This window comes from Oligoflexia bacterium, assembly GCA_034439615.1.
Lineage (GTDB): Bacteria > Bdellovibrionota > Bdellovibrionia > JABDDW01 > JABDDW01 > JAWXAT01.
Window position 1 is genome coordinate 88,066 of record JAWXAT010000031.1, and the last position, 13,111, is coordinate 101,176.

Annotated in this window: 10 protein-coding genes; 3 read left to right on the forward strand and 7 right to left on the reverse strand. The window is 39.6% G+C overall.

The window, feature by feature from the left end; all coding sequences use genetic code 11:
• Positions 1-4: 4 nt before the first annotated feature.
• From SGI74_07185 to SGI74_07195, 3 genes are all read left to right on the forward strand, one after another.
• Positions 5-1,369 (forward strand): phosphomannomutase/phosphoglucomutase, encoded by a 1,365-nt coding sequence (locus tag SGI74_07185; protein ID MDZ4677281.1) that lies wholly within the window; start codon positions 5-7, stop codon positions 1,367-1,369.
• Entirely contained in the window at positions 1,366-3,954 is a 2,589-nt protein-coding gene (gene uvrA, locus SGI74_07190) for an excinuclease ABC subunit UvrA (protein MDZ4677282.1), read from the forward strand. The genes SGI74_07185 and uvrA overlap by 4 nt, the downstream gene beginning before the upstream one ends.
• Before the next feature lie 154 nt (positions 3,955-4,108).
• Positions 4,109-5,752 carry a S8 family peptidase gene (locus tag SGI74_07195; GenBank protein ID MDZ4677283.1) on the forward strand — a complete coding sequence of 548 codons (1,644 nt, stop codon included), beginning with the start codon at positions 4,109-4,111 and terminating at the stop codon, positions 5,750-5,752.
• Positions 5,753-5,755: 3 nt separating this feature from the next.
• Here the strand turns inward: SGI74_07195 and SGI74_07200 are convergent, their stop codons facing one another.
• The 7 genes from SGI74_07200 to gyrB are packed head-to-tail and all read right to left on the reverse strand — an operon-like array spanning position 5,756 to position 13,072.
• Positions 5,756-6,070 carry an ATP synthase F0 subunit C gene (locus SGI74_07200; GenBank protein ID MDZ4677284.1) on the reverse strand — a complete coding sequence of 105 codons (315 nt, stop codon included), beginning with the start codon at positions 6,068-6,070 and terminating at the stop codon, positions 5,756-5,758.
• 18 nt (positions 6,071-6,088) lie between these two features.
• Positions 6,089-6,775, reverse strand: a complete 687-nt coding sequence (gene atpB, locus SGI74_07205; GenBank protein ID MDZ4677285.1) for a F0F1 ATP synthase subunit A — start codon at positions 6,773-6,775, stop codon at positions 6,089-6,091.
• On the reverse strand, positions 6,776-7,129 hold the full coding sequence (locus SGI74_07210) for an ATP synthase subunit I (GenBank protein MDZ4677286.1): 354 nt from the start codon (positions 7,127-7,129) through the stop codon (positions 6,776-6,778). It abuts the gene before it with no gap.
• Positions 7,116-7,328, reverse strand: a complete 213-nt coding sequence (locus SGI74_07215; protein MDZ4677287.1) for a hypothetical protein — start codon at positions 7,326-7,328, stop codon at positions 7,116-7,118. The genes SGI74_07210 and SGI74_07215 overlap by 14 nt, the downstream gene beginning before the upstream one ends.
• Before the next feature lie 4 nt (positions 7,329-7,332).
• Entirely contained in the window at positions 7,333-8,151 is an 819-nt protein-coding gene (locus tag SGI74_07220) for a tetratricopeptide repeat protein (GenBank protein ID MDZ4677288.1), read from the reverse strand.
• Positions 8,152-8,156: 5 nt separating this feature from the next.
• Positions 8,157-10,631 carry a DNA gyrase subunit A gene (gene gyrA, locus SGI74_07225; GenBank protein ID MDZ4677289.1) on the reverse strand — a complete coding sequence of 825 codons (2,475 nt, stop codon included), beginning with the start codon at positions 10,629-10,631 and terminating at the stop codon, positions 8,157-8,159.
• 20 nt (positions 10,632-10,651) lie between these two features.
• Positions 10,652-13,072, reverse strand: a complete 2,421-nt coding sequence (gene gyrB / locus SGI74_07230) for a DNA topoisomerase (ATP-hydrolyzing) subunit B (protein ID MDZ4677290.1) — start codon at positions 13,070-13,072, stop codon at positions 10,652-10,654.
• Positions 13,073-13,111: the final 39 nt, after the last annotated feature.

Below are 13,111 nucleotides of genomic sequence, written 5' to 3' on the forward strand. Positions count from 1 at the left end.
TAATATGATGAATGAAGAAATTTTTAGAGAATATGACATTCGCGGTGTGGTGGATAAAGATTTTGACCCGCAATTTGCAGCGATCTTAGGAAAAGCTTACGCCACATACTTGAAACAAAACAATGTCAAAGCACCTTCCCAAATTTCTGTTGGTTACGATGCTAGACTTTCTTCAACGAATATTTGTGAGTTTCTTTGTAAGGGCCTTACAAGTTCTGGTGTGAATGTTTTAAATCTCGGACTCATCACAACACCCCTTTCATATTTCAGTACGTTTACACTTCCTATTAGTGGCGCAATTATGATTACAGGCAGTCATAACCCACCTGATTATAATGGTTTTAAAATCAGCCTAGGTAAGTCCACAATTTTTGGCGACGAAATTCAAAAGCTTAAAAAAATAATATTAGAAAAAGATTTTATCAAACCCGCTACAGAGGGCACTGTAAAAATTCAACCTATCTTTACTTCGTATGTCGAGCGCTACAGTAATGATTTTAAAATGGGAAACCCCGTAAAAGTTGTTGTTGATTGCGGTAACGGTGCTGCGGGAGTTATTACCAGAAAACTTTTTGATAAACTCGGCATCACTTGTGAAATTTTATTTGAAGAGCCTGACGGAAGATTTCCTAACCATCACCCCGACCCAACTATCGAAGCTAATCTCACGCATTTAAAAAAACGCGTTATTGAAACGGGCGCTGTGTGTGGAATAGGCTTTGACGGTGATGCTGATCGCATTGGCGTTATGGATCACACCGGCCGCCTTCTATATGGTGATGAGCTCATGGTTATTTTCTCACGGTCTGTGCTTGCGAAGTTTCCGGGAACAGCGATCATCGGTGATGTGAAATGCTCTGATCGACTTTATAAAGATATTGAAGCTCACAAAGGTAAGGCTGTGATGTATAAAACAGGTCACAGCTTAATTAAAAGTAAGATGAAAGAAATGGGCTCATTGTTTTCTGGCGAAATGAGTGGGCATGTATTTTTTGCTGATCGCAATTATGGCTATGATGACGCCATCTATGCTGGCGCAAGACTAATCGAGATACTTTCTCAAACGGGCAAAAACATACCTCAACTTTTAGAAGGTTTGCCACCCGCGTTTTCTACTCCTGAAATTAGAATCGATACAACCGAAGTAAAAAAACGCTCAATTGTTGAAGAAATGCGAAAGCAGTTTTGTAGACCGCCGTACATTGTTAATGAAATTGACGGTATCCGCATTTCATTTGATGACGGGTTTGCACTTGTTCGCTCAAGTAATACTCAACCAGTAATTGTTTGTCGCTTTGAAGCAACGTCTCCAACAAGACTTAAAGAAATTCGACAACTTGTTGAGGGAGCCCTAAAGAGTCTTTTGTGATACAGCCCGAAGACGACTTTGTTACTGATTCAGATATTTTAGTTCGTGGAGCGCGCGAGCACAATCTTAAAAACATCAACGTAGATATTCCGCGAAATAAAATTACAGTAATTACAGGGCTCAGCGGTAGCGGAAAATCATCGCTCGCTTTTGACACCATCTATGCCGAAGGTCAAAGGCGTTATGTTGAGAGTCTTTCAAGTTATGCGCGACAATTTTTAGAACAACTTAAAAAACCTGATGTTGATTCAATTACAGGCCTTTCTCCTGCGATTAGTATTGAGCAAAAAACAACAAGTACAAACCCGCGCTCAACAGTAGGTACGGTCACTGAAATTTATGATTATCTTCGTTTGCTCTTTGCTCGCGTTGGTCAGCCTCACTGTTATAATTGCAATCGATTAATCTCAAGTCAAACCGTTGACCAAATGGTCGCACGAATCAAAGAACTTCCTGACAATACAAAGATTCATATTTTAGCTCCTATGATCCGCGGTAAAAAAGGTGAGTACTTAGCAGAATTTAAAAAATGGATGAAGCTTGGCTTTGTTCGTGTACGTATTGACGGCACTGTACTTGAGCTTGCCAATGCCAAGAAGCTTGAAAAAAACAAAGTGCATGACATTGATCTTTTTATTGATCGTCTTATTTTAAAAGACACAGCCCTTTCAAGATTGAGTGAGGGCCTTGAAACAGCTCTTAGAATGACTGAGGGGCTTGCTAAAGTTGAAGTTGTTGATAAAAAAGAATTTATAAACCTTAGCTCAATGAATGCCTGTGTAAATTGTGGCGTAAGTTATCCAGAAATTGAACCGAGAATTTTTAGCTTCAATAATCCTAGGGGTGCTTGTGCAAGTTGTAATGGCCTTGGAATCAAACAACCTCAGTATGACTGGGAATGGAAAGAAGAAGACTACGAAGAGGCAAAGCCGTGCACTGAATGCCACGGGGATCGTCTTAAAAAAGAGCCCCTACATGTTTTACTAGGGGGGAAAAACATAGTTCACCTCAGCCGGCTTACATCAAAAGATTTAAAAGAATTTTTATTGTCTTTAAAGTTTTCTTCTCGAGAAAAAGAAATTGCAGAGAAAGTAAGAAAAGAAATTTTAGAGAGACTTGATTTTTTATCTCACGTTGGAGTTGATTATCTCTCACTTGATAGACCCAGTCGCACACTCAGTGGTGGCGAAAGCCAGCGTATTAGACTTGCAACTCAAATCGGGTCCTCACTCATTGGAGTGCTTTATGTTCTTGATGAACCAAGCATTGGCCTTCACCCCAGAGATCACGCAAGACTTCTGAGAACACTAAGAGATCTTTGTGAACTGGGGAACACCGTCTTACTTGTTGAACATGATGATGAAACTATCAGATCTGCTGATCACATTATTGATCTTGGCCCTGGTGCTGGTAAAAATGGTGGGGCCCTCATTGCAAATGGCACACTTAAAGACATTATTAAAAACAAAGAAAGCCTCACGGGCGCATTTTTAAGTGGCAGAGAGAAGATTGAAATACCAAAGTCTCGAAGACTTGGTATTGGGAAGTCTATTGTTTTAAAAGGTGCCACAGGAAATAATCTTAAAAAAGTCGATCTTACAATTAATTTAGGAACACTAAATGTCATAACAGGTGTTAGTGGTAGCGGAAAATCAACACTCATCATTGACACTTTTTATAAAGCGCTAAGCAAACATTTTTACAACAGCTCAGCCACGCCATCTGCGTATGATTCTTTAACTGGCATTGATCAACTCGATAAAGTGATTGATATTGATCAAAGCCCGATTGGTCGCACACCCAGATCAAACCCCGCAACTTACACCGGCCTATTCACACTTGTTCGCGATTTATTTGCTCAGCTTCCTGATTCAAAAATGAGAGGTTACAAGGCTGGCCGCTATAGCTTTAATGTCAAAGGCGGGCGTTGCGAGGCCTGTGAGGGTGATGGTCTTATTAAAATTGAAATGCATTTTTTGCCAAATGTTTACGTTCAGTGTGATACTTGCCAAGGTCGTCGATATAATCGCGAAACTTTAGAGGTAAAATATAAAAATAAAAATATCGCCGAAGTATTAGCAATGGATGTTGACGAAGCACTTCCTTTCTTTGATAAAATTCCTTCGATAAAACAAAAACTCGCCACACTTTATAGTGTTGGTTTGGGTTACATTGGCCTTGGTCAAAGCTCCACAACATTAAGTGGTGGTGAAGCGCAAAGAATAAAGTTGAGTAAAGAACTCTCAAAACGAAGCACAGGTCGCACTCTCTATATACTTGATGAACCAACTACCGGGCTTCACTTTGATGATGTAAGAAAATTATTAGATATTCTTCAAGCACTTGTTGATCAAGGAAACACTGTAATTGTAATTGAGCATAATTTAGATGTAGCAAAAGTTGCTGATCACATTATTGATCTTGGGCCAGACGGGGGAAGCGGCGGGGGTTATGTCGTCGCAACTGGTACACCTGAAGAAGTCGCCAGCAATAAAGATAGTTATACAGGGCATTTCTTGAAAAAAGTTTTACTCCCAACGTCTAACAAATCAACACCACTTAGCACGGCCACCAAAACCCTCTAGACCTACTTAGGACTAGTTTAATTTTGGATATTTCGTACAACTTCTAATCACCACCATAAGTTAGCCACTTGAAATCAAAGATGTTTTCAATATCTCCCTTCGTCATACCGACAAAAGTAATAGCAAGACCTTGGACTTGTATTAAGGGAGATGCGTGTTTCGATCGTTGTTACTTTTTTTATTCTGCACACTATCAAGCCTTCAATTAAAGGCTCAGTGTCTTCCTGCGGATCAAATTCCAAATCAATACATCATTCGCCTTAAAAAAGTATCAACCATTGTACCCAATCAAAGCCTTAGCGCTAAGAGTCTACAAAACATTCAAATAAGCCGTATAGAAAATGATCTTAAAAATCGCACTCTTTCTTTTCAAAATATTTTTAGCCCCAAGAATATAAAAATTCAAAATTCCTTTGTGGATAATAAGTCCGTAAATCCATCATCACCACCACACACCTTAGTGATTAAAACAAAAAATATTTTTGATTTAGCTTTTCTTCAATCACACCTTGATATTGAAACCGTAGAACAAGACTGTCGTTTGCATTTATTTAATGTAAATTCCCCAGCGAGCACACCACCGAACGACCCCATGTATTTACAGCAGTGGGCATTAGAAAAAATCAAAGCCCCTCAAGCTTGGCAAATCACCAAGGGTAAAAACGATGTCATCGTCGGCATTTCAGACACAGGCGTTGATTATCTTCACGAAGATCTCAATGTGAATATGTGGATAAATCCCGATGAAACTCCCAACAACGGCATTGATGATGATCGAAATGGTTGTATTGATGACATTCATGGTTGCGACTTAGCTGAAGATAACGGCCAACCTATGCCCCCACCAACAAGTCGAAGCCACAGTCATGGCACACATGTCGCTGGCATTGTCGGGGCCGCAACCTCTAATTTCACAGGTATTGCAGGAACTGCTCCCGGTATTAAACTCATGGCCTTAAAAGGATTTAAAAATAATTTAGATGGAATAACTGATGGGTCAGATCTTTTAAAAACAATTTACTATGCTGTTAATAATGGTGCGCGCGTTATTAATTGTAGTTGGGGCCGTAAAGGAACACCAACTTCCGCTGAATTAGATGCCATCAAATACGCAATTGATAATGGCGTTACTATTGTAGCGGCCGCAGGAAACAGCAATCTTGACAGCAGTTCATTCACACCCGCATCAATTCCAGGTGTTATTACAGTGGGCGCTAGTGATTCAAACGATCAAATTGCAAGCTTTAGTAACTGGGGCACTCGCGTTGATATTATTGCCCCTGGCGGAAAAGGATTTGATGCCTTCGGAAATATGGAAGACCCCATTTTATCAACGCTTCCAAGATCACAGGGAATGTACGGAAATTTTATTGGAACAAGCATGTCAGCACCTTATGTCGCAGGAGCCGCAGCACTTATATTAAGCATAAACTCTAACTTAACTCCGGCCGATGTACTTTCTATTCTAAAACTCTCAGGCGACATGGTTCATGTTCGTACATCTGGTGGTAAAGAGTTCGATTACCCCCGGCTTAATTTATATAACGCCGTAAGATTAGCACAAACAACAACACCGAGTTCTAGTTCTAATAATGGTTCATCTGGAAATAATGGCGGGTCAAATTCGCAATCATCATCACAACTAACTCAACCCACAAGTTCAGCACCTGCTACAAATAAAAACGGTGGATGCAACCTCTCTAGCTCACGCCAAATAGATTACCCCACCGGATCATTATTACTTTTATTACTACCGCTGGGACTTATCACTTTACTTAAAAAGTACCGCCCCAACTAAGTTTTAAGCTTTACCTGATAAGTTAAACGCGATGATGAGCGCGTAAATTACTAATGACTCGATAAGAGCCAAACCAATGATCATGGGAACAAAAATTTTCCCTTGAGCCGCTGGATTGCGAGCAATACCGTCAAGTGCCGCTGCTGCAGCTTTACCTTGGCCAATAGCACCACCAAAAGCAGCAATACCGATAGCGAGTGCTGCGCCAATGGCATAAAGACCGCCACCTTTTCCGCCAGCTACTTCCTCAGCGAGAGCCGGTACAGATGCAAGAAGCGTCAATGCGCTGATGAAACTTAGACGAAAAAAATTCTTCATAGGTGAGATCCTCCTCAATTAGTGATCATGCGCCGTGGCCATTTGAATATAGACCATCGACAAAAGTGAAAATACAAACGCTTGCACAAAGCAAACAAACATACCCAAAAGATAAAACACCATCGGAACGCCAACTGGCACTAGATTTAAGAAAATCGTCAAAACCGTATGGTCACCGGTCATGTTTCCGAAAAGACGCAAACCCAAACTCATAGGCCTTACAGCATGAGATATTAATTCAATGGGAAGCATCAGTGGGGCCAGCCAAATTAAGGGCCCCAAAAAATGTTTAAAATAAGCAAGGCCACTTTCTTTAACGCCAAGTGCGTTATACAAAATAAAAACAAAAAGTCCGCAAGCTAAAGTTGTATTTAAATTATCTGTCGCCGGGTTAATACCGGGAAATAATCCGAAAATATTATTTAGAAAAACATAAATAAAAAGTGCTCCGATTATTGGAACATACTTTTCACTGCCGTGGCCCAAAACTGAATCTACAAAACCAGTGAGAGCTTCAACAATAACTTCAAACATATTTCGCAATGTGAATTTTTGAGCCGGAACCAATGCCGCCTCTGGAACCCCAGCAACCGAATATGCCAGCAATGAAAGCGCTGAAATTGCGAGAGTGCAAAAACCCGCCGTTAAAACATGGTCGGGGTAGTGTTCGAGGCCTGGAATAAGATGAAACCAAGTAAAATGCATTTATATCCTTTTATCCGATATTGCAGTTTGTAGCCCAGTAATAAGAAAGCTTCCAACTAAACTTGCTATGCCTACAAAAAGAGGCACTAAAGATAGCTTTAATTCCATTATGTAATAATAAAGAAGCAAACCTAAAATCGCGTATTTAGTTACCAAGATACCAATTGTTATAGCAACAGGTTTTTTATCCAAAATGCGCCGCCAAAGCAGAGAAAGTAGGGCAAAGTTCAATGTTATTAAAAAAGCCCCTGCTAAAAAGCCAAAAATCTGAGATGCATCAACAAAAAACAAGATGATTCCACATACTGCAACCATAAGTGCTTGGGTTTTAAAAACGCCCTTAAGACTGGGCATTATCGTCATTCATGAGGGCTTTAAGACGAACAATAAGGCGTATAAAGCCCAAAATACAACCCGCCACAGCCCCAATTGAAGTATATAGGCTTCCCGCATCAAAATGCGTATCGGCGAGACTCCCCAACCATAAAAGTACAAGTACAGTTACAGCCAGTTCCGTGACGCTTAAAATGATTACTCCGTAAGTTTTAGTCAAAACCTTACTCTCGCTTTCGAGCTTTACGCCTTAAGATGCTTTTTATTTTTAACTCAATAACATCAGGGTGTGGATATGTATTTTTGATTTCTTCAAGCTCTTGAACCGCATTATCCCAATCTTTTTTATCTTCATAGGCCAATGATTTATTTAATTTCACTCTAAAAAGCTCTTCATTGGAGGCAAATTGTTTTTCGATTTGGTCATATATGGCCACGGCGTCATCTATCTTTTTTAAAGCTAAATAGGAATCTGCCTTGAGCATCATCATTTCAAAGACTTTTGGATCCTGGGGATTGTTGTTTAAAAACTCATTCACCTCTGAAATGGCTTGATCAAAATTTGCGAGATAATAATACGAGCGGCCCAATCTTAATCGATAATCAGCGGCCTCTTCTTTAGAGGGAGCCGCCTGAAGAAGTCTTTGATATTCAATAATGGCTTGGGTGTAATTGTTTATCTTTTCATAAAATACTTCGGCCAATTTTTGTTGTGCCCATTTAATTTCTGTACTTTTTTGACTATGTAAAACCAAATGCCTGAAAAAAAACACAGCCTTTTCATAGTTTTTTAAATCATAGAGACAAACACCGGCACCAAGGCGAGCTGCTTCAATGCCCGTGGGTGAATCAGGAGCATACTTAACGGCGCGCTCGTACTCTTCAGCGGCTTCTTGCCAATGCCTGTTTTTTTGAAAGTTTTTTGCAGAAGAAAGAAGGCGTTTTTCTAAAGAAATTTTTGGTAAAAAAAGAACAACTGCAAGGGCGATGATAACTCCAAGTCCCGCAATCAATGCCCTGTGTTTTTTTACTTTTGCTAACATTTATATCAGGCGTGTCCCGCCGTAGTTTCATCTTCTTCTTCTTGATCTTCGATAACCGGAGCAAGACTTACCACTTTTTCGCTCACATCAACTTTTAGAAGTCTCACACCCTGTGTATTACGACCAATAACAGAAATGTTTCTACATGGCATACGAATGACCTGACCACCGTCAGTGATCAGCATTAAATCATCTTCGTCTTTGACCATTCTGGTTCCAATCACGACTCCCACTTTATCAGTAGTTTTTTGAGTGATGATTCCAACGCCACCGCGACTTTGTGTGCGGTACTCATCAATTGTAGTTCGCTTGCCGTAACCGTTTGAAGTAACAGCGAGTACAGTACCTTTGTTGTCTTTATTAAAAATTTCCATACCGACAACACTGTCGTCTTTACCTACATTAATGCCTTTTACGCCCCGTGCAGCGCGCCCCATGGCTCTAACTTCTGTTTCATCAAAGCGAATCGACATACCCTCAGACGTTGAGAGAAATATATCTGATTTTCCATCAGACAATTTAGCGTCAATAAGTTCGTCATCAAGATCAGTAGTGACAGCGATAATTCCGTTGTTGCGAATATTTGCAAATTGTTCAAGCTCGGTTTTTTTGATGATCCCTTTTTTCGTGACCATAACAACGTTTCCACCCTCAGCAAGATTTCTGATTGGTAAAATGGCTTTAATTTTTTCGTTGTTACCAAGATTTAAAACGTTGGCAATGGCTTTTCCTTTTGCAGCTCGAGAAGCTAGGGGAAGCGCATGAACTTTCACGCTATAAACCTTGCCTTTATCGGTGAAGCACAAAAGAAGACTGTGTGTACTTGTAACAAAAAGGCTTGTAACAAAATCTTCTTCTCTTGTTTCCATTCCCTTTGTACCTTTACCACCGCGTTTTTGACTACGATAAAGATCAATGGGGTTTCTCTTGATGTATCCTGTGTGAGTGATCGTAACGACCATCTCTTGATCTTCAATGAGATCCTCGTCTTCAAGCTCTTCAGCTTCAGCAATAATTTTTGTGCGTCTTTTATCGCCAAATCTGTTTTTGATATCAACAAGTTCATCACGAACGATTCCGAAAATAAGTTTTTCATCGCCCAAGATTTCTTTGATCTTTTTAATGAATTCTAAAACCTCTTTATATTCAGCGATGATCTTATCTCTCTCGAGACCCGTGAGGCGTTGTAATCTCATTTCTAAAATAGCATTGGCTTGTACTTCTGAAAATTTAAAACCCGCTTTTAAGGCAATGCGTGCTTCTTCAGCATTTTTTGATTTTTTAATTGCGGCAATGACTTCATCAATACTTTCGAGTGCTAGTTTTAACCCCTCTAAAATATGAGCGCGCTCTTGGGCTTTTTTAAGTTCAAAAATACTTCGTCGAACCACAACCTCACGGCGATGAGCAACAAAAGCTTTGAGCATTCCTTTGAGATCAAAAATTTTAGGTTGGCCATTATCAAGTGCCAACATGATAATTCCAAATGTTGTTTGAAGTTGGGTATGTTTAAACAGACGATTTAATACAACGTTTGCAGCATCACCTTTTTTAATCTCGATGACCATGCGCATACCTTCGCGTGAACTTTCATCGCGAATATCTGAAATACCTTCGATTTTTTTATCTCGCACTTGATTGGCGATATCTTCAATAAGTTTTGCTTTATTAACCATGTAAGGAAGTTCTGTTACAATAATTTGTTCTCGATCGCCCTTACGCTCTTCTATTTCAGCAGCTGCGCGCATGCTGATAATACCTTTGCCTGTTGTGTAGGCTTGGCGGATGCCCTTTTTTCCTGTGATGTAACCTGATGTTGGAAAATCTGGGCCAGGAATAATTTTAAGCAAATTTTCAATTGGTAAATTTGGCTCTTCAATTAAAGCTAAACAGCCGTCAATAACCTCAGTCAAATTATGTGGAGGAATATTGGTCGCCATACCAACAGCAATACCAGAGCTACCATTTACAAGAAGTGTTGGGACTTTAGCTGGCAAAACAAATGGAACTTCTAATGTGTCGTCATAGTTGGGGCCAAAATCTACAGTCTCTTTATCGATATCAGATAAAATTTCTTCGGCAAACTTGGTCATGCGAATTTCTGTGTACCGCATAGCTGCTGCAGAATCGCCGTCGATAGAGCCGAAGTTACCTTGGCCGTCAACGAGGGGGTAACGCATTGAAAAATCTTGCGCCATACGAACAATTGTATCGTAAATTGCGGAGTCACCATGGGGATGATATTTACCCATTACCTCGCCCACGATACGGGCAGATTTTTTAAAAGGTTTGTTATGAAGATTTCCGTGTTCCCACATTCCAAATAAAACACGTCTGTGAACGGGCTTTAGACCATCGCGCACATCTGGTAGTGCTCGGCCTACGATAACGCTCATCGAATACTGAAGATATGCACTGCGCATTTCTGTTTCGATATTTATTGGAACTACATTTGTCCTTACGGGAGTTTTATCGTCCATCGCGTCCTCTTAAAAACCGATTAAATGTCTAATTCTTTTACTTGAAGCGCATTGTCTTCAATAAATTTTCTACGTGGCTCAACGGCATCGCCCATGAGCACGCTAAAAATTGCATCGGAGGCCACAGCATCTTCTATTGTGACCTGCAATAAAGTTCTTCGATCAGGGTCAAGTGTGGTTTCCCAAAGCTGTTCAGGATTCATCTCACCTAATCCTTTGTAACGCTGAATGTATTGTCCGCGCTTACTTTCAGTGATGAGGTATTTTCCAAAATCAAGATAACTTTCAAATTCTGATTCTGTTTCTTTCATTTTAACTTTGACGGGGAGTGGAGAGAATTCCACAAATGACTTCCAAAGATTTCTCATTTCAAGAAACTCTGGTGATTCTAAAAGTTCACTATCAACTGTTGTAATCATATTGACCGCATTTCTAACGGTGGCGATTTCAACTTTTGAACAGCTGTGTTCTTTATCTTCGATCACTTTATAATTAAAATCCGTTAAACCCGGTGCAGTTTTAAGTAGATCGGTTTTCATTTTTAAAAGTGAGCTATCAAGTTTTACTTTATTAGCAAGCACACCTTGTGAATCCCAACCATCACTCACCATGTAGTAAAGCGCATCTTTGTCATAGAGTGCTGAAAGTGCCTTTAAAAGTCTTTCGAATTTCTGAATTTTTGTAGTTATGGTTTTTAACGTCTTTTTATCAATTGCGATTTTAGCTGATTTAATTGTGACGTCTTCAAGACCCGCACTTAAAAGATAATCGGTGAGTTCAACTTCGTTTTTAATATAACGTTCATTTGAACCTTTTTTAACTTTAAACAAGGGTGGTTGCGCAATGTAGAGATAACCGCGCTCAACAATTTCAGGCATTTGCCGATAAAAGAAAGTCAAAAGAAGTGTACGAATATGAGATCCGTCAACGTCGGCGTCAGTCATAATTACAACTTTATGATATCTAATTTTATCGATAGAAAAATCTTCTTTACCAATTCCTGTGCCCATTGCCGAGATGAGCATTTTAATCTCTTCGTTAGATAACATTTTATCAAATCGCGCTTTTTCAACGTTTAAAATTTTACCTTTTAAAGGAAGGACAGCTTGGTTTTTTCTATTACGTCCTTGTTTTGCAGAACCGCCGGCTGAATCACCCTCAACCAAATATAATTCACAAAGTGCTGGGTCACGCTCTTGGCAATCAGCCATTTTACCTGGCAAGCTACCACCATCTAATGCAGATTTTCTTCGCGTGAGTTCACGTGCTTTTCTAGCAGCCATACGTGCACGAGCTGAGTCGACACACTTTTGCGTAATTGTTCGTGCGATTCCAGGATTGCGATCTAAAAAATCTGAGAACTTGTCATTTACAAGCGCTTCAACAAGACCTTTGACCTCGCTGTTACCAAGTTTTGTTTTTGTTTGACCTTCAAATTGCGGTTGAGGAACTTTAACACTTACAACAGCTGCTAATCCTTCACGAATGTCATCACCCTCAAGAGATTCTTTAATGTCTTTAAGTAAGTTTGCTTTTTGAGCATAACTATTCATGCTTCGTGTGATTGAAGTTTTAAAACCAATAAGATGTGTTCCACCTTCAATTGTGTTGATGTTGTTGCAATAAGTAAAAATTGATTCTGAATAAGAATCATTCCACTGCATACAAATTTCAACTTCTACACCATCTTTTGTTCCGCTAAAAAATATCGGTGGATTATGAAGTTTTGTTTTTGATTTATTAATAAATTCTACGAACTCTCTAATCCCACCTTCGTAAAAAAACTCTGTAGACTTTGCAGTTCGCTCGTCTTTGAGAATAATTTTAATTCCTGCATTTAAAAACGCAAGTTCACGGAGGCGATTTGATAAAGTATCTTGATTATATTCAAGTACTGTAAAAATAGTTGAATCAGGCTTGAAGGTGATTTTGGTTCCTGTTTTATCAGTTGTGCCTACTGATTTTAATGGCGCTTGAGGGACACCAATTTTATATTGCTGTTTCCAAACCTTGCCATCGCGTTTGATTTCTAAATTTAAAACTTCAGAAAGTGCGTTTACAACACTCGCACCAACACCATGTAGACCACCTGAAACTTTATAAGTATCTGAATCAAATTTTCCGCCTGCATGAAGTACTGTTAAAACAACTTGTGCTGCAGAAACACCTTCACCTTTATGCATATCTACTGGAATGCCACGACCATCATCTTCACAAGAAATAGAATTATCAGCATGAATTATTACTTCGATATTTTTACAGTGACCAGCAAGTGCTTCATCAATTGAGTTATCAACAAGTTCATAAACTAGATGATGAAGACCGCGCGCTGAAGTATCGCCGATATACATACCCGGTCGTTTTCGTACAGCCTCTAAACCTTCAAGGACTTTAATTGAGTCCGCTGAGTAAGAATTAGGTTTGGGCTCTGTATTTGCCATTTTATTTCTTCCTTTAATCTCTTAGGTCTATCAGTTTCA

Excerpts from the sequence above, each read along its gene's own strand:
- SGI74_07185 (MDZ4677281.1), top strand. The coding sequence starts at position 5 with ATGATGAATGAAGAAATTTTTAGAGAATATGACATTCGCGGTGTGGTG.
- atpB (MDZ4677285.1), bottom strand. The coding sequence starts at position 6,775 with ATGCATTTTACTTGGTTTCATCTTATTCCAGGCCTCGAACACTACCCC.
- SGI74_07200 (MDZ4677284.1), bottom strand. The coding sequence starts at position 6,070 with ATGAAGAATTTTTTTCGTCTAAGTTTCATCAGCGCATTGACGCTTCTT.
- gyrB (MDZ4677290.1), bottom strand. The coding sequence starts at position 13,072 with ATGGCAAATACAGAGCCCAAACCTAATTCTTACTCAGCGGACTCAATT.
- SGI74_07210 (MDZ4677286.1), bottom strand. The coding sequence starts at position 7,129 with ATGCCCAGTCTTAAGGGCGTTTTTAAAACCCAAGCACTTATGGTTGCA.
- SGI74_07220 (MDZ4677288.1), bottom strand. The coding sequence starts at position 8,151 with ATGTTAGCAAAAGTAAAAAAACACAGGGCATTGATTGCGGGACTTGGA.
- gyrA (MDZ4677289.1), bottom strand. The coding sequence starts at position 10,631 with ATGGACGATAAAACTCCCGTAAGGACAAATGTAGTTCCAATAAATATC.